This window comes from Streptomyces sp. NPDC041068, from assembly GCF_040647455.1.
In the GTDB taxonomy this organism is placed as follows: Bacteria; Actinomycetota; Actinomycetes; order Streptomycetales; family Streptomycetaceae; genus Streptomyces.
Genome location: NZ_JBEZCG010000002.1, coordinates 162,593 through 186,980, shown reverse-complemented (window position 1 = coordinate 186,980; position 24,388 = coordinate 162,593). Strand labels below are relative to the sequence as shown.

27 protein-coding genes are annotated in these 24,388 nt (G+C 72.4%); 13 read left to right on the top strand and 14 right to left on the bottom strand.

The genetic code is table 11. The features are described 5' to 3' along the window. Positions 1–43: 43 nt before the first annotated feature. The gene (locus tag AB0B50_RS04650) at positions 44–1,015 is read right to left on the bottom strand and encodes a MerR family transcriptional regulator (RefSeq protein WP_362325539.1); all 972 of its coding nucleotides are present in this window, start codon (positions 1,013–1,015) and stop codon (positions 44–46) included. Positions 1,016–1,114: 99 nt separating this feature from the next. Here AB0B50_RS04650 and AB0B50_RS04645 point away from each other — a divergent pair, with 99 nt between their 5' ends. Together AB0B50_RS04645 and AB0B50_RS04640 are read left to right on the top strand one after the other, a co-directional pair. Continuing rightward, positions 1,115–1,759, top strand: coding sequence for a sigma-70 family RNA polymerase sigma factor (locus tag AB0B50_RS04645; protein ID WP_362325537.1), 645 nt, complete (start codon positions 1,115–1,117; stop codon positions 1,757–1,759). Between the two features lie 27 nt (positions 1,760–1,786). After that, on the top strand, positions 1,787–2,440 hold the full coding sequence (locus AB0B50_RS04640) for an SDR family NAD(P)-dependent oxidoreductase (RefSeq protein ID WP_362325534.1): 654 nt from the start codon (positions 1,787–1,789) through the stop codon (positions 2,438–2,440). Positions 2,441–2,486: 46 nt separating this feature from the next. Here the strand turns inward: AB0B50_RS04640 and AB0B50_RS04635 are convergent, their stop codons facing one another. Further along, on the bottom strand, positions 2,487–3,860 hold the full coding sequence (locus AB0B50_RS04635) for a deoxyribodipyrimidine photo-lyase (RefSeq protein ID WP_362325531.1): 1,374 nt from the start codon (positions 3,858–3,860) through the stop codon (positions 2,487–2,489). Positions 3,861–4,211: 351 nt separating this feature from the next. Between AB0B50_RS04635 and AB0B50_RS04630 the strand changes: the two genes are divergently transcribed. Further along, entirely contained in the window at positions 4,212–5,276 is a 1,065-nt protein-coding gene (locus tag AB0B50_RS04630; protein WP_362325528.1) for a biotin/lipoate A/B protein ligase family protein, read from the top strand. A gap of 72 nt (positions 5,277–5,348) precedes the next feature. Here the strand turns inward: AB0B50_RS04630 and AB0B50_RS04625 are convergent, their stop codons facing one another. Genes AB0B50_RS04625 through AB0B50_RS04615 form a run of 3 tightly spaced genes read right to left on the bottom strand, consistent with a single transcriptional unit; the run spans position 5,349 to position 7,821 of the window. Beyond that, positions 5,349–6,020, bottom strand: coding sequence for a DUF4232 domain-containing protein (locus tag AB0B50_RS04625; RefSeq protein WP_362325525.1), 672 nt, complete (start codon positions 6,018–6,020; stop codon positions 5,349–5,351). Positions 6,021–6,070: 50 nt separating this feature from the next. Next, a complete protein-coding gene (locus AB0B50_RS04620) occupies positions 6,071–6,739 on the bottom strand; it encodes a response regulator transcription factor (RefSeq protein ID WP_362325522.1) in 669 nt (222 codons plus the stop codon). After that, a complete protein-coding gene (locus tag AB0B50_RS04615; protein WP_362326790.1) occupies positions 6,736–7,821 on the bottom strand; it encodes a sensor histidine kinase in 1,086 nt (361 codons plus the stop codon). Before AB0B50_RS04615 ends, AB0B50_RS04620 begins: the two co-directional genes overlap by 4 nt. A 406-nt stretch (positions 7,822–8,227) precedes the next feature. On the opposite strand from AB0B50_RS04615, the gene AB0B50_RS04610 reads away from it, so the two are divergent. The 4 genes from AB0B50_RS04610 to AB0B50_RS04595 are packed head-to-tail and all read left to right on the top strand — an operon-like array spanning position 8,228 to position 11,390. Beyond that, entirely contained in the window at positions 8,228–9,226 is a 999-nt protein-coding gene (locus AB0B50_RS04610) for a class I SAM-dependent methyltransferase (protein ID WP_362325519.1), read from the top strand. A 60-nt stretch (positions 9,227–9,286) separates the two neighbouring features. Further along, positions 9,287–9,943 carry a TetR/AcrR family transcriptional regulator gene (locus AB0B50_RS04605; protein ID WP_362325516.1) on the top strand — a complete coding sequence of 219 codons (657 nt, stop codon included), beginning with the start codon at positions 9,287–9,289 and terminating at the stop codon, positions 9,941–9,943. Between the two features lie 12 nt (positions 9,944–9,955). Further along, entirely contained in the window at positions 9,956–10,555 is a 600-nt protein-coding gene (locus tag AB0B50_RS04600; protein WP_362325513.1) for a DUF2867 domain-containing protein, read from the top strand. Positions 10,556–10,565: 10 nt separating this feature from the next. Then, the gene (locus tag AB0B50_RS04595) at positions 10,566–11,390 is read left to right on the top strand and encodes a helix-turn-helix domain-containing protein (RefSeq protein ID WP_362325510.1); all 825 of its coding nucleotides are present in this window, start codon (positions 10,566–10,568) and stop codon (positions 11,388–11,390) included. A 143-nt stretch (positions 11,391–11,533) separates the two neighbouring features. Here AB0B50_RS04595 and AB0B50_RS04590 read toward each other — a convergent pair whose 3' ends face one another. Further along, on the bottom strand, positions 11,534–12,778 hold the full coding sequence (locus tag AB0B50_RS04590) for an MFS transporter (protein ID WP_362326787.1): 1,245 nt from the start codon (positions 12,776–12,778) through the stop codon (positions 11,534–11,536). A 124-nt stretch (positions 12,779–12,902) separates the two neighbouring features. Between AB0B50_RS04590 and AB0B50_RS04585 the strand changes: the two genes are divergently transcribed. Continuing rightward, the gene (locus AB0B50_RS04585; protein WP_362325507.1) at positions 12,903–13,811 is read left to right on the top strand and encodes a PfkB family carbohydrate kinase; all 909 of its coding nucleotides are present in this window, start codon (positions 12,903–12,905) and stop codon (positions 13,809–13,811) included. Here AB0B50_RS04585 and AB0B50_RS04580 read toward each other — a convergent pair. From AB0B50_RS04580 to AB0B50_RS04550, 7 genes are all read right to left on the bottom strand, one after another. Next, complete coding sequence (locus tag AB0B50_RS04580; RefSeq protein WP_362325504.1) at positions 13,786–14,292, bottom strand: NUDIX domain-containing protein; 507 nt, start codon at positions 14,290–14,292, stop codon at positions 13,786–13,788. The genes AB0B50_RS04585 and AB0B50_RS04580 overlap by 26 nt on opposite strands. 41 nt (positions 14,293–14,333) lie before the next feature. Further along, positions 14,334–15,629: a UbiD family decarboxylase gene (locus AB0B50_RS04575; RefSeq protein WP_362325501.1), complete on the bottom strand. Its 1,296-nt coding sequence runs from the start codon at positions 15,627–15,629 to the stop codon at positions 14,334–14,336. Further along, positions 15,626–16,492: a phosphoribosyltransferase family protein gene (locus AB0B50_RS04570; protein WP_362325498.1), complete on the bottom strand. Its 867-nt coding sequence runs from the start codon at positions 16,490–16,492 to the stop codon at positions 15,626–15,628. Before AB0B50_RS04570 ends, AB0B50_RS04575 begins: the two co-directional genes overlap by 4 nt. Continuing rightward, positions 16,489–17,646, bottom strand: coding sequence for an IMP dehydrogenase (locus AB0B50_RS04565; RefSeq protein ID WP_362325495.1), 1,158 nt, complete (start codon positions 17,644–17,646; stop codon positions 16,489–16,491). Before AB0B50_RS04565 ends, AB0B50_RS04570 begins: the two co-directional genes overlap by 4 nt. An 18-nt stretch (positions 17,647–17,664) precedes the next feature. Continuing rightward, positions 17,665–18,309, bottom strand: a complete 645-nt coding sequence (folE, locus tag AB0B50_RS04560; protein WP_362325492.1) for a GTP cyclohydrolase I FolE — start codon at positions 18,307–18,309, stop codon at positions 17,665–17,667. Beyond that, complete coding sequence (locus AB0B50_RS04555) at positions 18,309–18,917, bottom strand: 7-carboxy-7-deazaguanine synthase QueE (protein ID WP_362326784.1); 609 nt, start codon at positions 18,915–18,917, stop codon at positions 18,309–18,311. Before AB0B50_RS04555 ends, folE begins: the two co-directional genes overlap by 1 nt. 175 nt (positions 18,918–19,092) lie before the next feature. Beyond that, entirely contained in the window at positions 19,093–19,500 is a 408-nt protein-coding gene (locus tag AB0B50_RS04550; RefSeq protein WP_362325489.1) for a 6-carboxytetrahydropterin synthase, read from the bottom strand. 527 nt (positions 19,501–20,027) lie between these two features. Here AB0B50_RS04550 and AB0B50_RS04545 point away from each other — a divergent pair. The 5 genes from AB0B50_RS04545 (at position 20,028) to AB0B50_RS04525 (ending at position 21,946) form a co-directional block, all read left to right on the top strand. Beyond that, on the top strand, positions 20,028–20,351 hold the full coding sequence (locus tag AB0B50_RS04545) for a helix-turn-helix transcriptional regulator (RefSeq protein ID WP_362325486.1): 324 nt from the start codon (positions 20,028–20,030) through the stop codon (positions 20,349–20,351). Continuing rightward, positions 20,351–21,031: a hypothetical protein gene (locus tag AB0B50_RS04540; protein ID WP_362325483.1), complete on the top strand. Its 681-nt coding sequence runs from the start codon at positions 20,351–20,353 to the stop codon at positions 21,029–21,031. Before AB0B50_RS04545 ends, AB0B50_RS04540 begins: the two co-directional genes overlap by 1 nt. A gap of 2 nt (positions 21,032–21,033) precedes the next feature. After that, the gene (locus tag AB0B50_RS04535; RefSeq protein WP_362325480.1) at positions 21,034–21,219 is read left to right on the top strand and encodes a hypothetical protein; all 186 of its coding nucleotides are present in this window, start codon (positions 21,034–21,036) and stop codon (positions 21,217–21,219) included. A gap of 2 nt (positions 21,220–21,221) precedes the next feature. Beyond that, entirely contained in the window at positions 21,222–21,530 is a 309-nt protein-coding gene (locus tag AB0B50_RS04530; RefSeq protein ID WP_362325478.1) for an SDR family oxidoreductase, read from the top strand. A 92-nt stretch (positions 21,531–21,622) separates the two neighbouring features. Beyond that, positions 21,623–21,946, top strand: a complete 324-nt coding sequence (locus AB0B50_RS04525) for an antibiotic biosynthesis monooxygenase (protein ID WP_362325475.1) — start codon at positions 21,623–21,625, stop codon at positions 21,944–21,946. A 180-nt stretch (positions 21,947–22,126) separates the two neighbouring features. Here AB0B50_RS04525 and AB0B50_RS04520 read toward each other — a convergent pair whose 3' ends face one another. Continuing rightward, positions 22,127–24,340 carry an MMPL family transporter gene (locus AB0B50_RS04520; protein ID WP_362326781.1) on the bottom strand — a complete coding sequence of 738 codons (2,214 nt, stop codon included), beginning with the start codon at positions 24,338–24,340 and terminating at the stop codon, positions 22,127–22,129. Positions 24,341–24,388 lie beyond the last annotated feature (48 nt).

Below are 24,388 nucleotides of genomic sequence, written 5' to 3'. Positions count from 1 at the left end.
AGGTCCTGACACGAACCCGGAGGTCATGACGCGAACCCGGAAGTCACGACGCGAACAGTGCCTCGATCCGGTCCGCCGCCGTCCGCAGCCCCGTGAGGCGCTCGACGCCCGGCGCGTACGCCCCCGCCGCCGTCGACCACCCGGGCCCCGCGACCAGCACAGCGGGGTGTGTTCTCGCGCCTCGTACGCCCCATTCCACTCCCGTGACGAGGTGCACCAGCGCGCGGTCGGCGGTGCCGCGGGAGTGGGCCCACAGGACCACCGCCGACGGGCCGATGCGCCGCACCGCCTCGTACAGCGCCTCCGCGGGGAGCGCGGCGCCGAACATCCTTGTGGGCAGGCCCCGTTCGCCGAGGACCGCCGTGAGGGCTTCCAGTGGCAGGGTGTGCTGTTCACCCGGCACGCAGGTCAGCAGCACCGGCGCGACGGCCGCCGGGGCGGCAGCGCCCGTGCCCACGGGGCGGCGCAGGACGGAGGAGACGTGCCAGGAGAGCAAGTGCTCGACCTCCACGTACCGTTCGCCGGAGGACGCCCACTTGCGGCCGATGGCGTGCAGGGCGGGCGCCATCACCTCCTCCCAGCCCGTGGTGAAGCCGTGCTCGCCCAGCGTGGACCTCAACTGCGCCTCCACGGCGGGCGCGTCGAGACGCACCGCCGCGCGGGCGAGGCCTCGGCACTCCTGGCGGACGTTGCCCAGGGAGAGCGCGCCCGGCTCGCCCCCGTGGCGCGAGCGCGAGGCCTCGGCCTCGGCTCCCTGCAGGGCGACGCGCGCGGCCTCGGCCGGCGGCACGCCGAGCGCGGTCAGCCTGCACATCTCCTCGACGCGCCCCACGTCCTGGGAGGTCCAGCGCCGGTGGCGGCCCTGCTCGCGGTGGACGGGACCGATGCCGTAGCGCCGCTCCCACGAGCGCAGCGTGGTCGGCGCGACGCCCAGTCTGCGCGCGACGGTTCCCGTGGTCAGAGCGGCCCCGACATCGCTCGGCCAGGAGGATCCCGGCGTCCCTGAAGCACCCATGGGGCGACCATACGACGCACAAACGCTGCGAGTTGGCGTCTCTTTCCGGCTGTCACCAATCTGAGGGGACCTCCGGCCCTCGTACGAGGAGTACGCATCATGGTGGCGCTCAAGTCCCCTGCCTCCCAAGGCTCTCCGCATCCGCTTTGCCCCGATGACCCGCTCTCGGACGAACAGTTGGCGGCAGGCTTCGCCGCCGGTGACGAACGCTGCCTCGCGGCGGCCTACGACCGCTGGGGACCGCTCGTCCACCGCCTCGCGGGACGCGCCCTCGGCGAGGGCCCCGACGCCGAGGACGTGACGCAGCAGGTGTTCCTCGCCGCCTGGCGGGGCAGGCACGGATACCGGCCGGGCGCCGGCGGCCTGGGCGCCTGGCTGGTGGGCATCACCCGCCACAAGGTCGCCGACGCGCTCGCCGCACGGACCAGGCGCGCCGTGCTCGTGGCCGCCGTGGGCACCCGGCAGGAGGCGACCCCCGTGGCCGGGCCGTGCCCCGAGCAGGTCCTGGACCGGGTCCTCGTCCAGGACGAGCTCGCGAACCTGCCGTCGGCCCAGCAGCTGGTGCTGCGCCTGGCGTTCTACGCGGATCTGACGCAGACCCAGATCTCGGAGCGGACCGGTCTGCCGCTGGGCACGGTCAAGAGCCATACGCGGCGGGGGCTGCGTGCGCTCAGGGAGGGCCTGGGCCCGGCAGCCGACGAAGCAGCCGACGAAGCAGTCGCCCCCTCCGCCTGCCCCAACTGACCCATGTCCCGCCCCGGGAGGCACGATTTGGAACTCTTCGGCGCACGTGTCCTGGTGGTCGGCGCCACCGGCACCCTCGGCGGTCTCGCCGCCTATGCCCTGGAGGAGCGCGGGGCGCACGTGGCGCTCGCCGGGCGCAACCCGGTCCGGCTCGCCGCGCTCGCACGCGAACTGCGCGACTGCCCCGCCCGGTCCTTCGAGGCGTACGACCTGGACCAGTGCTCCGCGCTCGCACCCTGGGCGGAGCGCTCGCTCGACGGGCTCGACGGGGTGCTCGTGGCGGTCGGGGCCGCGGGCTTCGGCGCCGTCCAGGACGTGTCGAACGCGGCGGCGGGCCACCTCCTGACGGTGAACGCGCTGTGCCCCATGGCCGTCCTGCGGGGAGCCGCTCCGGTGGTGGCGGACAAGGGGTTCCTGCTGGCGGTCACCGGCTCGGCGGCGGACCCGCCGGGCGAGGGAACCGCCGACTACACCGCGTCGAAAGCCGCGTTGAGCCGCTGGCTCGAGGCCCTTGCGGAGGAGCTCGTGCCGCGGTCGGTCGCGGTGCTCGACATCCGCTCCCCGCGTCTCGACACGGGCTTCACCGAACGGCCGGTCACCGGCAGCCCGCCCCCGCTCCCGCCGGGGGCGGACGCGCTGGAGGCGGTGCGGTCCCTGGTGGACAGGATCGCCTCGGCCTGAGGCGGGCCTCTTGCCGGGCGCCGCGGCTGCCCACCCGGCGCTCCGGTCAGTCGATGCCCCGTGCCCGCTTGAACCGGCCGAGCCCGTCGGCGAGTTCGACGAGCGGGTCGGGGTAGTCGTGCCGCGCACGCTCCAGGCCCGGCAGCTTCCACGGTTCGTGCACCGCGGCCCCCTTCAGCCCTTCGAGCTCGGGCACCCAGCGGCGTACGTAGGCGCCGTCGGGGTCGTAGCGCCTGGCCTGGAGCACGGGGTTGAGGACGCGGTTGGGGCGGCTGTCCGTACCGGTCCCTGCCATCCACTGCCAGTTGAGCTGGTTGTTGGCGATGTCGCCGTCCACCAGGAGCCGCTGGAAGTGGCGGGCTCCCACGCGCCAGTCGACGTAGAGCGTCTTGGTCAGGAAGCTCGCGGTCAGGAGGCGGCCGCGGTTGTGCATCCACCCCTCGTGCAGCAGCTGGCGCATGGCGGCGTCGACGACGGGGTAGCCGGTGCGCCCCTCCTGCCACGCGAGCACGTCCTCCGCCGCCGACTCCTCGGTGCGCCAGTGGTCGCCGCGCGTGCGGTAGTCCTCGGCGGCCGCGTCGGGCCGTGCGGCGAGCACCTGGTGGTGGAAGTCGCGCCAGCACAGCTGCCTGACGAAGTCCCCTGCGCCCTCGCCGCCCCTGTGGCGCGCGGCGTGGACGAGTTCGGCGCTGGAGAGCGTGCCGAAGTGCAGGTGCGGCGAGAGCTTCGACGTGGCGTCGCCCGCCAGGTCGTCGTGGCGGTCCCGGTAGCCGTCGATGCCGTCACGCAGCCACGCCTTCCACCGCGCGCGGCCCACGCTCTCACCGCCGCGCGCGAGCCCCGGCGACGTGCCGGTGACGTCGTCGCGTTCGGGGAGGGACTGCGAGTGCACGTCGTCCGGTACGCGCACGGTGCGGGGCGCGGCGAGCACGGCTCGTACTCCTTGTGCGGACCAGCGGCGGAAATACGGGGTGAAGACGGCGAAGTGGTCGGAGTTCGCGGGGGTCACGGCGCCGGGCGCGACCGCGGTGACCACGGCCTCGTGGACGTACAGGCGCCGCCCGTCCCACTCCAGTGCCTCGCGCAGGCGCCGCTCCCTGGCGTGCGCGTACCGGCTGACCCCGGCGGCCATGTGGACCTCGTCGGCGTCCGTCGCCGCCACGACGGCCCGCACCTCCTCGACGAGGTCGCCGGTGCGCACCACGAGCCAGCCGCCGCGGTCCCGCAGCTGCCGGTCGAGGTCGGTCAGGCAGTCGGCGAGGAACGCCTCGCGGTTCGGCCCCGCGAATCCGGTGTCGGCGATGGCCCGGTCGCGGACGAAGAGCGGCACCACGGCGTCCGCGCTCGTGACGGCGGCGCGCAGGGGCGGGTGGTCGTGGACGCGGAGGTCGGAGGTGAACAGGACGACCGAGACATTCATGGGGGGACTCCAGTGGTGCGGTGGCGGCGCCGACAGTTCTCCCTGCCGGTTCGTACTGCCAGATCTCCTGCCTCTGCTCTCCTTCTCTCTGCTCTCCTTCTCTCTGCTCTCCTTCTCTCTGCTCTCCTTCTCTCCGCTCTCCTTCTCTCCGCTCTCCTTCTCTCTGCCTCTCTGCTCTTCTTCTCTCTGTGCTTCGGCCGGTCGGGCCTCCAGGGATGCGCCCTACGGTGTGCTGTCCGGCGCACCGCTGGACATTCCGGGTCTCGGCTAGCGTTGGGGGACGATTCGGAAACGACGATTCGGAAACATCGAGCCGAGGGCGCTGCGTCCCGCGGGCATGGAGGAAGCACGGTGCACGGTGAGTACAAGGTCCCCGGCGGCAAGCTCGTCGTGGTGGACCTGGACGTCGAGGGCGGCGAGTTGCGGCACACGCGCGTGGCGGGTGATTTCTTCCTCGAACCCGACGAGGCGCTCGACGCGATCAACGGCGCCCTGGACGGCGCTCCCGCCGACACCGACGCCGCAGGCCTGGCCGCCCGCATCGATGCCGCGCTCCCCGAGGGCACCGTCATGTACGGCCTGACGTCCGAGGGCGTCGGCATCGCCGTGCGCCGCGCCCTCGCGCACGCGACGGACTGGACGGACTACGACTGGCAGCTGGTCCACGCGGGCCCGCAGCCGCCCGCGCTGCACATGGCCCTGGACGAGGTGCTGACGCAGGAGGTCGCGGCGGGCCGGCGTCCGCCGACGCTGCGCGTGTGGGAGTGGGCGTCGCCCTCGGTGATCATCGGCAGCTTCCAGTCGCTCGCCAACGAGGTCGACCCGGAGGGCGCGGCCCGGCACGGCATCGACGTCGTGCGCCGGATCTCGGGCGGCGGGGCGATGTTCGTGGAGCCGGGCAACACCATCACGTACTCCTTGTCCGTGCCGGACGCCCTCGTGCAGGGGCTCTCCTTCCAGGACAGCTACGCCTACCTCGACGACTGGGTCCTCGGCGCCCTCGCCGACATGGGGATCAAGGCGTGGTACCAGCCGCTGAACGACATCGCGACGGACGCGGGGAAGATCGCGGGCGCGGCGCAGAAGCGGATGGTGGCGCCCGGGGGCGGGGCGGGCGCGGTGCTGCACCACGTGACGATGTCGTACGACATCGACGCGGACAAGATGCTGGAGGTGCTGCGCATCGGCAAGGAGAAGCTGTCCGACAAGGGCACGAAGAGCGCCAAGAAGCGGGTCGATCCGCTGCGCCGCCAGACGGGCCTGCCCCGCGAGGCGGTCATCGACCGCATGATCGACTCCTTCCGCGGCCGCTACGGCCTCACCCCGGGCAAGGTCACCGACGAGGAGATGGCCCGCGCCCAGGACCTCGTACGCACGAAGTTCGGGACGTCGGAGTGGACGGCTCGGGTGCCGTGATCCGGGGGGGGGGCGTCGGGCGCTCGGATCAGGAGGCGCCAGATGCTCGGGGCAAGGGCGGACCCGGCCCCCTCAGCGGGCCACGTCGTCCGACGGGCTCTTCTGCCAGGCCGTCGTGCCGAGCATGCCCGTCTCTCCGATGTCGAGGCCGCCGTCCGGCTCGATGGTCTGGCGAGGGGCTCCCTCGGCGGGGCCGATCTCCACGTAGACGCCGCTGCCCCGCTGCGTGGAGGCGTCGACCGCCGAGTAGCGCCAGACCAGAGAGGTGTACGCGGACTCCCCCGGTTTCAGGGTGACCCGGCTCGGGCCCGGGTCGTCCATGGTGGTGACCGGCTCCGTGCCCTTGAGGACCGTCACGTCGAAGAGCTCGCGGTCCACGCCGCGGACGCGGATGTCGGGGTAGCCGTTGACCTCGCGCGTGCCCTTGCCGCAGTTGGTCAGCGTCACGGACATCGCGCGCAGCCCCATCGCGGCGGTCACCATCCCGGGGGACATCGTGACGCCCGACTTCGGGCAGCGCTCGGCGGCGTCGGGCGGGGTGTCGGGGCCGCGCGGCGGATCGGTGGGCCGCGCGGTCGCCGAGGGGGCACTCGGGGCGGGGGCGGGCGACGTCGCCGTGGGAGTCGGCCTGCGTTCCGGGTTCGCCTCGCGGTCGAGCTCCTCGGAGAGCCCGCAGCCGGCCAGGAGCAGCGCGCCCAGCGACAGGGCGGCGGCGTGTCCGAGCGGTCTCGATGCGGCAGTCACGCAGAGATCATGCCATGGCCATCGTTCAGGGCCATTTCGGGCAATTGCCGCTAGGGCTCGGCGTTCCGCACCGCGACGAGGCCCGACTCGTAGGCGAAGACGACCAGTTGGGCCCGGTCGCGCGCGCCCAGCTTGGTCATCGCGCGGCTCACGTGTGTCTTCGCCGTGAACGGGCTGATGACCATGTGCGTGGCGATCTCCTCGTTCGTCAGACCTCGCGCCACCAGCGCGGTCACCTCGCGCTCGCGCCGGGTCAGCCCTTCGAGGCCGGGCGCGGTGGCCCGGTCCGGTGGGCGCGCGACGAACTCGCCGATGAGCCTGCGGGTGACCGACGGCGACAGCAACGCCTCGCCGCGCGCGACGACTTCGACGCCCTGAAGGAGGTCGGCGGGCTCGGTGTCCTTGAGCAGGAAGCCGCTGGCCCCGGCGCGCAGCGCGTCGAATACGTACTCGTCGTGGCCGTAGTTGGTGAGGATCACGACGCGCACGGCCGCGAGGCGGGGGTCGGCGACGATCCTGCGGGTCGCCTCGATGCCGGTCATCACGGGCATCTGTACGTCGATGAGGGCGACGTCGGGCACCTGCTCGCGCACGACGGCGACACCTTCCGCCCCGTCGGCGGCCTCCCCCACGACCTCGATCCCGTCCTCGGCGTCCAGCAACGCGCGGAACCCGGCCCGCATCAACGCCTGATCGTCCACCAGCACGACCCGGATCACGCGGGCTCCCTCTCCGCCGTGACAGCGGTTCCGATCGTCGCCGTCGCCCCGTCCGCCACCCCGTCCGTCCCCACCGGCAGCTCCGCCCGCACCTCGAAGCCGCCGTCCTTCCTCGGCCCCGCCCGCAGCGTGCCGCCCAGGGCCGTGACGCGCTCGCGCATGCCCGTCAGGCCCGTGCCCTCCCGCGGTGGGCGCTTCGGGTCCGCCGGGCCGTCGTCCTCGACGCGGATGCCCAACTCCCGCTCCCCGTAGCCGATGCGGACGCCCACCCGGGCGGAGCCGCCCGCGTGCCGGGCCGCGTTCGTCAGGGCCTCCTGCACGATGCGGTACGCGGCGCGGTCGAGCGCGGGGGTCAGGGGGCGCTCCCTGCCGGTGACCGTCAGCTCCACGGCGAGCCCCGCCGCGCGCGCCCGCTCCACGAGGAGGGCGGGGCTGCCGGTGGGCTCGTCGGTGCGCAACACGTCCAGCGTGGCGCGCAGTTCACGCATGGCCTCGCCGCTCGCCTCCTGGATGGCGAGCAGCGCGGGCGGTATCTCCTCGCCCCGCTTGCGCGCGAGGTGGACGGCGACGCCCGCCTGGAGCTTGACGATCGAGATGCTGTGCGTGAGCGAGTCGTGCAGCTCGCGGGCGATCCGCAGGCGCTCCTCGCCCGCCCTGCGCAGCGCCGCCTCCTCGCGGGTGCGCTCGGCCTCCAGGGCGCGCTCCTCGGACTGGCGCAGATACGCCTGCCACGTCCTGCCCGCGATGCCCGTGGCCACGGCACACACGAACCATCCGGCGAGCAGCACCGTCCGCTCGACGATGCCGTCCGCTCCGGGGGAGCCCCCGAGGAACCCCGCGAGGAACACGGCGCTCGCCGCGGCGGCCAGGAGCCTGTGCCCCTGGTGCGCGGCGGCGTGTACCGCGCCGAGCACCGGGAACGCCGCCGTCGTGCTGGGCTCGGCGTGCAGCACGAGGCCGGTCATGCAGGCGGTGGTGACGGCCGGCGCCACGCGCGGTGCGGCGCGGTGCCCGGCCAGCGCGAGGCAGCCGGTCGCCGTCAGCGCGAAGTCGAGCGGGGCGACCCCGCCCTCGTACGCCATCGCGAGCAGCACGACCGCCGTGACGAGCACGCCGAGCGTCACGTCGGCCCACCGCCGCCGCGCCGCATGCGTCCCCGCGGGCCGCGCGTCCCCGCCCCGGCACCTCACTCCGTCCCCCTCATGCTCCGCACCCTAGCCCGCGGCACTGACACCGGCGTCCCTCCCTCGGACCGCTCCCCCGCTACTCCCGCGGCAGTAGTCCCGCCGCGCGGCGACCCCGGCGACGTAGATCCAACTCCCTTCCGCCGTACGACGACCGGGGGCGTACGGGGCGGCGAGCATCGGCAGCTCAGGGACCCGCGATCCACGTGATCCATGCAATCCACGTGATCCATGTAGTCCACGTAGTCCACGTAGTCCACGTAGTCCACGTAGTCCACGTACTCGCCGAACGAGGGAGACCACCGTGAGCACACGCCCCAACGCCCGTCAGGAAGAGATCTGGAACGGGCCCGTCGGCCGCCACTGGGCCGAGCAGCAGGACCGCTACGACGCGATGGGCTCCGCCCTGAACGGCCGGCTCTTCGAGGCCGCAGCGATCCGCGACGGCGACCGTGTCCTCGACGTCGGCTGCGGCGCGGGAACCCTCACGCGGTCCGCGGCGCGCCTCGCGGGGCGGGGGCACGCGGTCGGCGTGGACATCTCGGCGCCGCTGCTCGAACGGGCCCGTGCGCGCACGGAGTCCGAGGGCGTCACGAACGTCTCGTACGAGAGGGCGGACGCCCAGACGCACCCGTTCCCCGAGGCCGGGTACGACGTGGCGATCAGCCGGGGCGGCGTGATGTTCTTCGCCGATCACGCCGCGGCCTTCGACAACATCGCGCGGGCCCTGCGCCCCGGCGGCCGCCTCGTGTTCGCCTGCCCGCAGCCCCCGGGCGCCGGCACAGAGGAGTCCCAGGCGCTCGGCCTCCTCTCGAAGATGCTGGGCGAAGTCGCCCCGGAGACAGGCGAGTCGGGCGGCTCGGAGAGCTCGGGCGGCTCGGAGAGCTCGGGCGGCTCGGGCGGTGCCGAGAGCTCGGGCGGCTCGGGCGACTCCGACGGCCACACCGCCGACGCCCGCACCGCGATGGCCTCCCTCTCCGACCCGGACCGCATCCACCGGGCCCTCGGCTCCTTCGACGAGGTGACGGTGACGCCCTTGACCATCGACACGTTCTGGGGCGAGACCCCGGCGGACGCCGTCGACTTCCTCCTCTCGCGCCCTCCGGCCCGCACGGTCCCCGCCGACAGGCGCGCCGCCCTGGAGGAGACGCTCCGCCCGTACGCGACCGGCACGGGGGTCCGGTTGCGGGGCGCGGTCTGGCTGGTGACGGCGGTGCGGCCGGAGGCACCGCACCGAACGGGACGGCTTCTGACGCGCTGCGCACGGCTGCTCCCGCGCGCGTGCCGCCCGTCGGGCTGGTAGTTCGGGGAGTTGGGGAGGGGCCGGGTGCGGGGCTTCTGGCCGGGCCAGTAACATACATACATGCATGTAGGTGCTGAGCGAATCACTCAGGCCGAGCGTCGCGCACGCACGCGTGGCGCTCTCCTGGAATCGGCCGCGCGAGGCCTCTCCCGCTACGGCTACGGGAATCTCGTGCTCGAACAGGTCGCGCGCGAGGCCGGGTTCACGCGGGGCGCGCTGTACCACCAGTTCAAGGACAAGCAGGACCTGACGCTCGCGGTCATCGAATGGATCGGCGAGACCTGGATGCGCGAAGTGGGCCCGCTCATCGAGCGGGAAGCGGACCCCGTCGCCGCCCTGCTGACCCTGGCGCGCGGCCACGCCGTGTACTGCCGACGCAACGGCGCGCGCGTGGCGACCGCGCTGCGCCTGGAGTTCAGCGGGCAGGACCATCCCGTCGGACATGAGATCGAGCGGGCGTACGAGAGTCTCGTCACGCGCTGCGAAGAGCTCATCGGCGCGGGACGCGAGGCGGGCACCGTGCCGCCGGGTCCGCCGGTCAGAACTCTCGCGCTCGCCTTCGTCGGCGCCCTGGACGGCACCGTGATCGCCCTGGCGGGACAGGAACCGCACGACGAGCACCTCACCGTCCGCGCCGTCGCGGGCGTCCTCGGGCTCGCGCCCCGCGCGTACCCCGCGGGCCCGGCCGACCTTCCCCGTACTCCCTCACTGGACTGACGGAGGTCCCTCATGAAGCTGCCCGACGCCGCGCACACATCGCGGCCCTGGAGGATCCACGAGATCACACCCGACTTCCGCCTCTACGACGTGTGGGCGCTGCCCACACCGGGCGGCCCCGACGACTTCCCTCTGCTGATCCAGGACACCGTCGGGGGCGACACGTCCCACTCCCCGTCCTGGATCGCCCGCACGCTCTTCGCGATCCGCTGGAAGCTGGGCGGGCTCCTCGGCTGGGACGGCGAGGACTCCGGCGTCGGCCGCCGGGTGCCCACGCTGCGCGACCGGCTGCCCGCCGATCTGCGCGAGGGCCCGACAGGGCCGGTGTTCAAGACTCTGCCCTTCAAGTCGGTCTTCCTGACAGACGACGAGTGGGCATCGGAGATCGCCAACAAGACCATGCACGGGGTGATGCACATGAGCTGGGTCCCGGACGGCAAGGGCGGCTACCGCGGCCAGATGGCCGTCCTGGTGAAGCCGAACGGCCTCTTCGGGAAGGCCTACATGGCCGCGATCGGGCCGTTCCGGCATCTGCTCGTCTACCCGCCGCTGATGCGGGAGATCGACCAGACCTGGCGGGCGCACGGCGCGCACGGTGTGCGCGGCACGTAGCCTGGAGCGCATGGAGGCTGATCCGTTCGAGGCCGAGCGGGCGAGCGGCTGGGAGGTCGTGCACCCGCTCGGCGGCACGCCCTTGGACGGCGTGGACGTCGCGGGATTCCGCGACCGGTACGCCGTCGGCCTCGACGCGCGAGTACTGCCCCAGCCGACCGTGACGGTCGTGATCGACCTCGGCGACCATCCCATCGCCCTCGAAGACCCGGGCGGGACACGGACGTTGAGCGGCCTGGTCGCGGGGATGTCGCCGAGGCCCGCCCGGGTGCGCGGACGGCACGTCGACTGCGTGGAGGTGCATCTGTCGCCCCTGACGGCCTACGCCTCACTCGGCGTCTCGCCCACCGACCGGGAGGACGGCGTGATCGACCTGGCCGATCTGTGGGGACGCCACGAAGCACTGCTCCGCGAGGAGTTGGCCGCGGCCGAGGGATGGGAGGCACGCTTCGCACTCCTCGACCGCTTCCTGGCCGAGCGCTGTGGAGCAGGGGCGTCCGTGGACCCGGAGGTGGCCGCCGCCTGGGAGCGGATCGCCTCCCTGGGCGGCCTGGTCGGCGTCAACACCCTTGCCGAGGCGTGCGGTTGGAGCCGCAAGCGGCTGTGGTCCAGGTTCACCTCCCAGGTCGGCCTCACCCCCAAGCGTGCCGCGATGCTCGTCCGCTTCGACCGGGCCGCCCGCGCCCTGGCGGCGGGCCTGCGCGCCGCCGAGGCCGCGGCCGTGTGCGGGTACGCCGACCAGTCCCATCTGCATCGCGACGTGCTGGCCTTCGCCGGGTGCGCGCCGGGCGCGCTGGGCCCGGCGCGGGTGCGGTGGTCGGCGCGGGAGGAGTAGTCGGCGCGAGAGCAGTGGTGAGGGTGAGGGCCGGGCGCAGTGGTCGCGCCGGACGCAGAGGTCGGGCCGGACGCAGAGGTCGGGCCGAAGGCAGCGGTCGGGCCGGACGCAGAGGTCGGGCCGGACGCAGTGGTCGGCGGATCTCACGCCGCCCGCGCCCGCCCGCCGCGCGTGGCCAGACACAGCAGCGCCGTCCCGGCCCCGCACCCCACGAGCAGGCACAGACCCACGGCCCACCAGCCGCCCGCGACCGTGACGGCGAGCCCCACCAGCGGCGGCCCCGCGAGCGCGCCGATGCTGCCGAGCTGCGCCACCAGGCCGTTCGCGGAGTCCATGTCCGAACTCGCCCGCACGGCAAGGGGAATCGCCGCGAAGACCGTCGCCACGACCAGTTCGTTGCTGAACGCCACCACGAGCGCGCTGCCCACCGAGCCCCAGGTGCCGCCCATCCCGCCGAAGGCGGCGAACGCCCCGGCCGGCATCAGCAGCGCGACCAGGAAGAGATACGTCACGCTCTTTCCCCTGCGCAGCAGCGCGCTCGCCAGGAAGCCGCCGGTCACGCCGACGAACGACACGACGCCGGTGAGCGTGCCCGCCGTCTCCGTGGGGACGTCGAACTCCTCGTGCAGATAGGTCGGATAGAGGGTGACGCAGGTGACGATCGCGCCGCTGATCGTGGCGAAGCCCGCGCCGAGCGCGATGGGCCGCGCCAGGCGGCGCACACGCGGACCGAACGCTCCGCGGCCCTCCCCGATGCCGCTCCCCCGCTCGGCGACCGGGCGGCCCTCGGCGCTGTCCGCGGGCAGCCTGGTCACCGCGAGCGCGACCACGACGGTCACCGCGGCTGCGATGGTCAGCCAGGCCCGCCAGTCGAACCACGCGGAGAGCACACCTCCCGCGAACGACCCCACCGCGAGGCCCACCGGCATGAACGTCCCCCAGATGGCGAGCGCGGTGGTCAGCCGGCTGCCGCTGCCGAGGGCGAAGAGCAGGACCGGCGCGACGATCACCACGACCACATAGCCGACGCTCTCCACGAGCCGCCCCGCCAGCATTCCGGCGAAGCTCCCGGTGTGGGCGCAGAACAGCCCGGCGGCCCCCATCACGAGCAGCCCGGCGATGAGCATCCGGCGGGCGTCATAGGGACGGAGCAAGTAGCTGACGGCCAGGCCGAGTACGGCGGCAACGGCCGTCACCAACGAAGTGACGAGGGCGACTTGACTGAGGGAGAGCGACAAGTCCGCGCGTAATTCCACGGATACCGGTGTCATCTTTCCCATGCTGGTGGCGGCGGTCACGCCCGCGAGATAGATTAACCAGAACTTCCACCAGAACGCCGTCGCCTCAGGCTCCGCTCCAGGCTCCTCAGAAGTCCCGTCAACTTCCATGCTGCGTACGGCGTTTGGCTTCTCTTCTTCCACGAAACTTCATTTCCTCTTGTTCTGGGGGCTCGATCCGGTGCGGAAAAGGCTCGGTGAAATCGACGAAGGTGAAATCGACGAAGTCGTCGTGATGGGTTCGCTCGTCATGGACCGCAAGTTCTTCACCGCGGGAACTTACCGCTTCGGTGCGGAGAGCACGACGGGAACGGTCTGGAGCGTGGAGCGGCACCACGGCGGAGTGGGACGCAATGTCGCCGTCAACATGGCCCGATTAGGGGCTCGGCCCACCTTCGTCGGCCTCTCCGGATTCGGCCCCGACGCCATGGACCTGGAAAGGGAGATGACCGGGCTCGGCATCAGGATCCAGGCGCACCGCACGGCCGACGGCGTCGGCCGCTTCGACGTCGCGCTGGACGCCCTGCGCCGCCAGATCTCCTCCCGCATCGCCCTGCCGGACCCCGCGGCGGCCACCCCGCTCGCGGGGCCCGCGCTCGACGCCCTCGTCGCCCGCGCGAAGGCGGTCGTCACCGAGGGCGGGCTCGACGAGAAGTTGCAGGCCCGTGCCTCGCGCCAGGCGAGGAAGCACGGCGTGCCGATGTGCTGCATGCCCACCCGGCAGGCCGACTTCGGCCCGCGGGCCCACCTCCTGCCGCTGTACGACGTACTGATTCTCAACGCGCGCGAGGCCGAGACCCTGTCGGGTCGGGCCGCCGAGCCCGCCGAGCAGGCGGCCCTGCTCCGTCACCGGGGCCCCCGGATCGTCGTGGTCACCTCGGGGGCGGACGGTGCGGCCGTGGCCACCGCCGACGCCCCCGAGCCGACGGTGCTCCCGGCCGAGGACGGCGCGTGCGCGGACGACACGGGCGCCGGTGACGCGCTGGCCTCCGCCTTCGTCCTCGGCCTGGTGCGCGGCGCGAGCCCCAGGGACGCCCTTGCCCGGGGGCTGCGGGCGGCCCGCGTGACGCTCGGGTGCCGGCAGAGCACCTGCCGCACGCTGTCGCAGGCCACCGGGCTCAAGGTGCCAGGAAGCGCGTGGTAGAGCCCACCCGGTGCGCGTGCATGGTGATGCCGTCCTCGGCGAGCCCTCGCGCGATGGTCTCGTCGTCGTACGAGGCCAGGCCCGCGTCGGTGAGGATCTGCAGGTCGGTGGAGTGCATGGCGATGTCGTCGATGCGGGCCTGGCGGATCTCGCCGACGTTGTGGCCGTCGTATCCCACCGGCAGTTCGTACGCCCGGTCGGCGCGGAAGGCGAACATCAGCAGGTGGTAGTGGCCCTGCTCCCACTTGCCCGTGAACTCGTAGACGGCGGAGAGGGAGCAGGACTCCACGGCGATGCCGGTCTCCTCACGGGCCTCCCGCAGGGCCGCGGCCTCGGCGGCCTCCCCCGGCTCGATGCCTCCGCCGGGGAGCAGCCAGCTGCCCGCGTACGGTCCCTTCAGCTGGTGGACGAAGGTCACGGTCCCACCGGGGCCGGGGATCGCAAGCAGGGCTGCGGGCAGGGCGCGTGAGAATCGGTTCATCGTCGCGTGTCATCCTCGTTCGGTGCTCGGTCGGCCGCACATCAGTACTCGGTCGGCCATCCGTCGGGCGGGATGACCAGGGCGAGGCCGATGCGTTCTCCCTCCACCCTGCCCTTGCGGTAGTACGGCTCGGTGCGGGTGGTGAAACCATAAGTTGCCAGCGCCTGGCCCGGGTTGGCGAGTTCGGGGCCACAAATGATCACCTTCGAGCGTACGTCGAAGGCCATCGCCTCCCGCACCAGCGTGTCGCTCGGCTCGTCCGTCTCGATGTACGCGACGAACTCACCCCGGGCGCGCAGGGAGTAGCGCACGGACCTGATCGGGTACCCGGCGCCCCGCAGGTGCGCGTACATCAGGTACTCGTTCTGGAAGCTCATCAGTGTCAGGCCCGACTCGGCGCCCGCAACGATCGTCGGGAACGGCGCCCCTGGCGTCGCGGAGACGGTCGAGACCGAGAGGACGTTGCTGCGCCGGGCCTCGGCGTAGTAGCCCTTGAACTCACCGAAGGGGCCCTCGACTTCGGTCTCCTCGTGGACCGTGCCGGTGATGACGTGCGTCGCGTCGTCGGGCACCGGAGGGCTGCCGCCGATGCCGATGCGGTGGCCGACGAGGCGGGACGCGATGTCGTAGTCGTCGCCCTCGGCCGGCAGCCGCGACGCCGCCACCACGGTGACCGCCGGATCCGCGCCGAGGAAGATCGAGACCGGCATGGGGCGGCCGGTCTCCAGCCAGGCGAGGAGGTTGCGGTGCCCGTCGGTGCGTGGGTCCAGGAAGATCCGCGCCCGGTCGGGGCCGACCACCTGGATGCGGTAGAACCCCAGGTTGACGCCGCTGCCGTCCGGCCGAGTGGTCACCCCGACGCCCGCGGTGACGTACGGGCCCGCGTCGCCGGGGCGGTGCTGGAGGATCGGCAACTCGTCCAGCAGACCGGGCAGTTCGAGCCGCTTCACCGGTTCCCCGCCGGGTGCGGGGGCGGTGGGGACCGGGCCCGCGAGGCGGTCCGACATCTCCGCCAGGTGCCGCTCCTCGGTGGTGGTCAGGGCGGCGAGCAGGACGTCGCGCGGATAGGGGTGGCACAGCACGCGGGCACCGGGGCGCTCGGTGAGGTGCGTGAAGACGACCGTCGGCCGGCTCCCGTGCGCCTTCTCGATGTCGGCGAGCGTGCGGGCCGCCTCGACGCGGGTGCTGATCGGAGCGTCGTACGTGTACAGGTCGACGGCGTCGTAGCAGGCGGGCAGGCCCAGGTCGGCGGCGGTGGCCGCGCGGGTCAGGCCGCTGCCCGGGAAGGCGCCGCCGGTGGGCGACGCCTCGTGGGGTCCTGTGGTGCTCGTACTCACGTCCTCACCCGCAGTTCGGCCGGGAACGGGCGGCAGTCCGCCGTGGACTCCCTGGCCGTCTCCCAGGGGAAGACGATCCAGTCGTCGATGACGGCCGGGCAGTAGTCGGGCACGTAGGAGCTCTGGTGGTTGCGGACGACCGCCGCGAACCGCACGTCGCCCGGGCCGACGCCGGCCGCCGCGAGGTATTCGAGCACCGCGTCGGCGGTCGCGCCCGTGCCGACGATGTCGTCGACGACCAGGACCCGGCCGCCGGGCATCGGGCCCGCGCCCTCCACGACGGGGCGCTGCTTGTCCGCGTACCGGCTGTCGTCCTTGGTCCTGCGGACGCGGATCGTGTGCATCGCCGGGACATCGAGCGCGCAGGTCAGATGGCCCGCCGGGGTGAGGCCGCCGCGGGCGACGGCCAGCACGGTGTCCGGCACGAAGCCGTCGGCGCGGATCGCGTCGGCGAGGTCGTCGAGGAGGGTGCCGAAGGAGTTCCAGTCGAGCAGGTAGGGGCCTTGCCGCGACCACATGCCGGGACGTCCGTCCGGCTCCCGCGCCGCACCGGACTGCCTGTCCGACTCCGGCGCGCCGGGCTCCCCGACCGACTCCCGCACGTCGGGCTCCCCGACCGACTCCCGCGCACCGGACCGACCGACCACCTCCGGCGCGAGGGCCCGCTCGACCGGCTCCCGCATGCCGGGCGGCCCGGCCGGCTCTTGCGTACCGGAAGGCCCGGCCGACTCTTGCGCACCGGACCGACCGACCGGCTCCCGCGCACCGGACCGACCGACCGCCTCCGGCGCGAGGGCCCGCCCGACCGGCTCCCGCATGCCGGGCGGCCCGGCCGGCTCTTGTGTGACGGGTGATTCAGTCATCCTCGTACCGCCTCCGCGACGTGGTCGACATCGATCTGCACCGAGCGTTCGCGGGCGTGCGGGCGGTTCTCCGCGCGGCCCGCGCCGGTGACCCGGATGAACTCGGCCTTCTCCCGGAACGCCGCCAGGTCGGGCGCCCCCGAGTAGCTCATCGCCGACTGCACGCCGCCGGTGAGCGCGCGCAACGTGGTGGACAGCGGGCCCGAAGCGGGGAAGGTCGCCTCGACGCCCTCGGGGACGTAGTCGTCGACCTCCTCCTGCGTGACCTTGCCGCCCGCGGCCTTGCGCAGCGTCAGCTCCATGCCGAGGGAGACGAAGCCGTTGCTGATGCGGTACTTGCGACCGTCCCGCTCCACCGGCGTGGCCTCGCTCTCGTCGGCGCCCGCGAGCGCGGAGCCGAGCATGACGGCGTCGGCGCCCGCGGCCAGCGCCTTGGCGATGTCGCCCGCCTGCCGGATCCCGCCGTCGGCGATGATCCGCACACCGGACCCGACCGCCGCGGCGGCGCAGTCGAGTACCGCCGTGAGCTGCGGCACTCCGGTGCCCGCGACCAGGCGCGTGGTGCAGACACCGCCGGGCCCGATGCCGACCTTCACCACCTGGGCCCCGGCCTCCGCGAGGTCGCGCACGCCGTCGGCGGTGGCCACGTTGCCCGCGATCAGCGGAACGTGCGGGTACTCCTTGCGCAACTCCCGCACACTGTCGATGACTTGGTCGCTGTGACCGTGCGCGACATCGACGAGGAGGATGTCCACGCCGTGCTCGACCAGCACGGCGGCCCGCTCACGCCAGTCGCCGGTGACGCCGACCGCCGCGCCGGTCAGGAGCCGTCCGTCGGCGGCCAGCGTCGCCCGCTCGGCCGCTTCCCCTTCGGGGCGCAGGGACTTGACCGCGTCGAGCTGGATGACCTGCTGGTCCAGGGTCTGCATCCGGTGCAGGATGCCGAGGCCGCCCTGCAGGGCCATGGCCGCGGCCATGCGGTCGCCCGTGCACCACTGCGTGTTGGCGGAGATGATCGGTACGCGCAGCCGCACGCCCGGCAGCAGCTCCGACGTCGTGTCGGCCTGGCGCCTGCTGGTCAGCGAGGTGCGCTGCGGCACGAACAGGACGTCGTCGAAGCTCAGCCCGGTCCGCGGTGGTTCAGTGATCCGCATCGTCGGCTCTCTCCTCCGTCAGCCGCGCGTGTCGGCGGTCAGTGCGGTCAACTCCTGGCGCAGCACGGGCTCCTGGAGCGCGCCGCGCCACACGGCGGTGGTCATCGTGGCGGGTGTGCGGATGCCGCGCATGGCCATGCACAGGTGCTCGCCTCGGGCGATGACGGCCACGTCCGGCGAGCCGGTCAGCTTCTCGACGTCGTCGGCGATGTCCTGCGAGAGCTGCTCCTGGGACTGGAGCTTGTGGGCGTGCAGATGCGCGATGCGGGCGAACTTGCTGAGGCCGAGCATGCTGCCCTGCGGGAGATAGCCGATGGTCACCCGGCAGGAGAAGGGCAGCAGGTGGTGCTCGCACAGCGACCAGACGCTGATCCCGGAGACCGCGACCAGGCTGCCGCTCGCCGTGGTCTCGAAGACGGTGTCGACCGAGCCGGGGTCGTACTGGGTGAACTCCCGCCACCAGCGGGCATAGCGCGCCGGCGTCTCGCGCAGGCCCTCGCGCTGCGGGTCCTCGCCGATCTCGACGAGCAGACGGCGGGCGATCTCCTCCAGCGGGTCCGCGCCCGGGGCGGCCGTACCGCCGTTCAGTAACGACTCCCTGGTCAGGGCCTGTTCCTCGGTCAGCACTTCGTTGTCGGTCAGCACTTCGAAGCCGTTGCTCATCAAACCCCCCGCTTGCTTCCCCAGATGTTCACGTGCAGCCTTCCCGAGAGATTCCACTTGCGTGCGATCACCGCGTCCGCCAGGTTCCGCATCCCGGAGTCGATCTCCTCGGGAGACTGTCCCCGCGGCATGATCCAGACGTTGCGCAGTGCGAACTCCTCGACGAGCGTGTCGACCTCATCGAGGTCGGACGCGTCGCCGCAGACGAACTTGAAGGCCACGCGCGGCAGTTGCCCGAACCTCTTCAGCACCTCCGGTACGAGCCGGCGGTCCTTCGCCACTCCGGAGTGCGCGAGCTTCGGCGACACGTTGAAGCCCGCACCCGCCTCCACCAGCGCGTCGCCGGGGGCCACGGTGCCGTTCGTCTCGAACTCCACCGCGATGCCCCGCTCGCGCAGCGCACGGACCACGGGCAGCACCCGGGCCTGCTGGCTGAGCGGTTCACCACCGGAGATCACGATCAACTCGACGCCGAAGTCGAGCAGTTGGGCCGTCACCTCGTCCGGTGGCAGCGCGTGCAGCTCGTCGGCCGCCCGATAGGCGACGCCGGTGTCCGACTCGCCCTTCCAGTCCCAGGTGTACGGGGTGTCGCACCACCGACACGTCAGGTTGCAGCCACCCAGCCGCAGGAACGCACACGACCTTCCCGTGGAAGGCCCTTCGCCCTGTACGGCGCTAGGTGGGCCCGAAGATCTCGTTGACCACGAGCTTCGGAACCGCCATGCACACCACCCCCTTCGCGCCCTTTCGGGCCCGCGTCGGATCCAGCATCAAGATGAGCGGTCAGTGGTCCCGCAGACCCGACCGGGCCGCGTCGGCGTCCGCCGCTTGCGGCCGGTACGTCGCCCAGGTCTTCGGCGTCTCGGAAACCCGCACGGCGGTGAGCTCGGGGTATTCCTTGGACCACGCCTGGTGGATCCACATGCATAAGTTCTCCGCCGAGGGATTCCGGCCGTCGAGAACGTCATTCAGGTGGCGGTGGTCCAGCGTCTCGTCCATCCACTTCTGGAATCGGCCGAGCTCGCCGTAGTCGCGTACGAATCCGGCCTCCGTCAACTGATCCGGGGCGGCGGAGAGTTCGAGCACCACGACGTAGTTGTGACCGTGCAGCCTGCCGCAAGGGTGTTCCGCGGGCAGATGGGCCAGTTGATGGCTGGCCGAAAAGCGAAACTCTTTCGTGATGGAAAGCAAGGCCCCAGCACCTTTCTCCGTGTGCACACCGAAAGCAGTGTGGCGACATGGCAGTTGAGTGATTGTGAGTGAGCTCTGACGCCCACCGCAAGACCGCCATGTGAATGCCTTCACTTTTGAGCGGGGTCAGCGGGACCAGAATTCGACGCCCCCGGACGGCCGTTGACCACAGGGCCGCGCATTCGCTGACGGGATCACGCCACGGCCGCGCGCCGGGCGCACAGCCCCTCCCGCGTGTCATATGCCCCGAGGAACGCGCCTGGTTCGACGCTCAACTCCCTTAGCACCCGCAACCTTCGGCCAAACACCCCTGCCGGGCGTTTGAGACGGAAGAGGCCGACGGCCCCGTCCGTGACGCGTGCCGCGCCCTGCATGTGTCTTGATGCGGTCGGTGGCAGAGCAACCTGGAAGTCGCGGCGTCACCTCGTCTTTTCCTACGCTTTCCCACAGGCCCGGCGGAGGGGAGGGCGCATGGCGCCCGCACGGCACGTGTCCGTCCACGGCCCTGATGTGTAGTGTGGCTAGACATGAAGGCAGAAACCCTGAGAGGCAACCTGGAAGGGATGCTGCTGTCCGTGCTGGAGCCCGGTCAACTGCACGGCTACGCGGTCATCGAGGAGCTGAAGCGACGCAGCGGCGAGGCGATCAACCTCCCCACCGGCACGGTCTATCCGGCCCTGCACCGGCTGGAGGCCGCGGGCCTGGTCGGCAGCGAATGGGGCCGGCACAACGGCCGCCGCCGTCGCAACTACTACCTGACCGCGGCCGGACAGCGAGCCCTCGCGGACAAGCGCACGGCCTGGCAGGAGGTTTCCTCGGTCATCTCCGTAGTCCTTGGAGGACAGGCGTAATGGAAGCGGCGGTACTGCAGCGCTACACGGACCACTTGGCCGAACACCTCGTGGGCACGGGATCCCGGCGCACCGCGATCCTCGACGAGGTGATGGACGGGCTGCAGTGTGCCGCGGAGGACAACCTGGAGGAGTGCCCCGACCCGGAGTCGGCCGCGCACCGCGCGGTCCAGGAGTGGGGGCCGCCCAGCGAGGTCGCCCGCGCCTACAACGAGGCGACGCTCCGACTGAGCGCCAACCGCCTCTCCTTCCGTGCCGTCTGCATGCTGCCGCTGCTCGCGGCGACCTGGGCGTACGCCCTCCTGGGCGGGCCGCCGGGGCCCTGGGCGGTCCAGCACCCGCCGACCCTGCTCGTGGGCCTGTCCCTGGTGATGTTCGGCTGTGTCCTGTGCCTGGCCGGCGCGGTGTCCGGGCTGCGCAAGGGCAGCGGGTTCGCGGCGGCGGCCGAGCGGTGCGCCCGTGGCGTCACGACCGGGACGCTCGGCGCCCTCATCGGGCTGCTCTGCGCCCTGGGCGCGCTCGTGGTGCTCCTGCTCAACCGAGGGCTGAGCCATCCCGAGTCCCTGGACTGGGAGTTGGTGTCCGTGCCCGCCACGCTGACCGTGATCGCGGGCGCGTATTTCGGGTGCTCCCTGAGGAGGTTCCTCGCCGTGATGCGCGGGGCGGAGACGCGCTCCTAACCGTGCCCCTCACCCGCGTCCCGACCCGCGCCCCGCCGTGTGCCGCCTCTCGCATCGACTCCCGCTTCGGCTCCCGCTCCCGCATCGACTCCCGCTCCTGCTCCTGCCGCCCCGCGTCGATCAGGACGCCCGCGATCACGACGGCCACCGCGAAGACGGCGGCCCCGCCGAGGAAGGCCCTGGTGTAGCCGTGAGTCATGGCCTCGGCCGCGCGGGCCACCAGGGCGTGGCGTCCAAGGCCGGGGTGATGGGTCTGACCCGCGCGCTCGCCAAGGAGCTCGGCCCGCGGGGCGTCCGCGTCAACTGCGTCGCGCCCGGCCTGGTGGAGACCGACCAGATGAAGGCGGTCGCGGCCGAGGGCCGGGCGCGCTACGAGCGGATGATCTCGCTGCGCAGGCTCGGCAGGCCCGAGGAGATCGCGAACGTGGTGCTGTTCCTCGTCTCGCACGCCTCGCGCTACATCACCGGCGCCACGCTCGACGCCGACGGCGGCATCTGACCCGTCACGGATCACCCCGTCGCGGATCACCCGTCGCAGATCACCCCGTCACGGATCACCCGTCACAGATCACGGAGAGGAGTGCAACCACCGTGCTGCGCGCCGTACTTGAGATGACGGTCCGCGCGGGATACGAGGGCGAGTTCCGCGCCACCTGGCAGCAGACGGCGCAGGCCGCCGCCCTGATGCCGGGCAGCGTCTCCCAGACGCTGCTGCGGGACCCCGACTCCCCGCGCACCCACCTGCTCATGGCCGACCGGGCCGACAGCGCCTCCCTCGAGGCGTTCCAGAAGAGCCCCGAGCGGGCCGAGCTCAGCGCCCGCCTGGAGACGTTCCGCGAGTCGGCGCACAAGCGGGTCCTTGAGGCCGTCCACCACATCCCCGCCCGCGCCGCCCGGGAGCCCCAACCCCGTTAGAAATCACGAGAATTGAGAGGTGCAGGTCATGGCCGTACGCATCATGGTGTCCGCCCGTATCGACGACAAGGACAAGGAGGCCTTCGATGCCCCACCAGGAAGGTGAGCCACGGCCCCGGACCGGCGTGAGCCACCGCGCGGGGGTCGCGGTGGCTCACGGTCCTGGGTGGGGCGGATCGGTCAGACGCGGCTCTCCCTCTCGTCGGCCTCACTCGGCGCGGCCTGTCCGGGGTCCTTCGCAGCGGAGCCCGCCACGGTCCTGCTCTCGCTCGGCACGGGTCCCGTGGCGGCCAGAACGCGTGCGAGGCCGTTCGGGAACCACCAGTTGGACCGGCCGAGGAGGGTGACGAGGGCCGGTGTCAGCAGGCCCCTGACCACCGTGGCGTCGATGATGATGCCCGCCGCGAGCGCGGTCGCGAAGACCTTGACGTCGGTGATGGGGATGCCGGCGAGGGCCGTGAAGGCCAGGAACAGGATCAGGGCCGCCGATGTGACGAGCCGTCCGGTGCGGCTGATGCCGGTCACCACGGACGGGACCGTGGTGTCGGTCTGGCCCTTGGCGAGCAGGTCGAGGTGGGTCTCCCTGATGCGGTGGAGGATGAACACCTCGTAATCCATGGAGAGTCCGAAGAGGAACGCGAAGACCGCCATGGGGATCCAGATGGTCACCGCGCCGATCGCCGGGGTGTCGAACAGCAGCTCGCTGCCGTATCCCTTCTGCCAGATGAGGACGACGACGCCGTACGCGGCGCAGGTGGAAAGGGCGTTGAGGACCAGCGCCTTCAGCGGCAGCACGACCGAGCGCAGGGTGCGCGCCAGGACGATGAAGGTGAGCAGGGCGACGAACAGGACGATCAGGCCGAGCTTTCCGTAGACCGCGTCGATGAAGTCGCCGTCGGCCGGTGGGCCGCCGCCCGCCAGCGTCCCTGGCGTGCCGGTGGCGGTGTCGACGACGGAGTCGACCGTGTCCTTGCCGCCGCTGCTGGAGGGGTCGTCACTCGTCCATACGTCGATGACGCGGCTGCCCTGGCGGTTCCAGTCGTCGGGGGCGACGGTGCCCGCGACGCCGTCGATGCGGCTCAGTTCGGTCTGCATCGCCTTGGCGTCGGCCGCGTCGACGACCACCTCGACGGGGCGTGCGATGCCCTCGCCGAAGCCCGCGTCCACGATCTTCTCGAAGGCCGCGGCCGGCTTGCCGCCGTGGGCGAGGGTCGACGTGGCGGGCTGTCCGAGCCGCAGGGCGAGCACCGGGGCGGCGAGGGCGAGCAGCAGGGCGCCACTGAGGATCGCGCACAGGGCGGGCCTGCGCGTGGTCACCCGGGCGATCCTGCCCCACAGCCGGCTGTCGGCGCGGTGGGCGCGGCGCGGCCGGTCCAGCTTGTCGCCCCACGCGTACAGCAGCACGGGCAGCAGGGTCAGGGCGACGGCGACGCTGACCAGCGGGATGAGCAGTCCGGCGTACCCGACGCTGCGCAGGAACGGCACCGGCAGGACGACGAGCGCGGCGAGCGAGATGGCGACCGTGGCACCGCTGAGCATCACGGCGCGGCCCGCGCTGGCCACGGAGCGCTCGACGGCGAGCTTGCGCGCCTCGGGTTCGGGCCCGTCGGCGCCCGGCTTGGCGCGCTCCTCGCGCCAGCGGGTGACGACGAGCAGGGCGTAGTCGATGGCGACGCCGAGGCCGATCAGCGCCACCAGGTACTGGACGATGAAGGAGACGTCGGTGATCCCGGTGACCCCGCGCACCAGCAGGAAGGTGGTGGGGATGGCGACGGCGGCCATCAGCAGGGGCACGATCGCAAGGCCGCTGGCGAAGACCAGGGCGAGGACGACCAGGGCGCCGACGGCGCCGATCAGCGTCTCGTAGATGGGGCTGCGGGCGGCGCCGCTGTCGCGCCCGGAGAGCACGGGCTGTCCGGTGAGTTCGACCTCCGCGCCCGCGATCTTCGCCTGCTCGACGGTCTTCTTGATCGCCGGCAGGGACTGGTCGTAGGGGGCGTTGGTGGGGTTGGCGCGCGGGTAGACGAGCACGACGGTGGTGCGCTTGTCCTTGGAGAGCAGCGCTTCGTCGCCGGTGCTCGCGTACGAGACGCTGCGGCCGCCCTGCGGGGTGACCTTGGTGATCAGGTCGCCCCACTGCTCGGTCACGTCCGCACTGTCGACGGTGGTGCCCTTCGGCACGGTGACGGTGAGCAGCAGCGGTGCGTTCTTGCCGCCGGTCTGCGCGAAGCGCTGGGCCAGGGTGTCGTTCGCCTTCTGGGCCTGGCGGTCCGGTAACCGCGACTCGAAGGTGAGCTTGTCGATGGTGCTGCCCGCCATCGCGCCGCCGACGAGGGTGAACGCCACCCAGATCAGGACCACGGGCCACCGGTGAGCGAGCACCCACCGTGTCATGCGCTCCACGGGACCAACCTCCTGTAGGGACACTATTGTGTAGCCGTG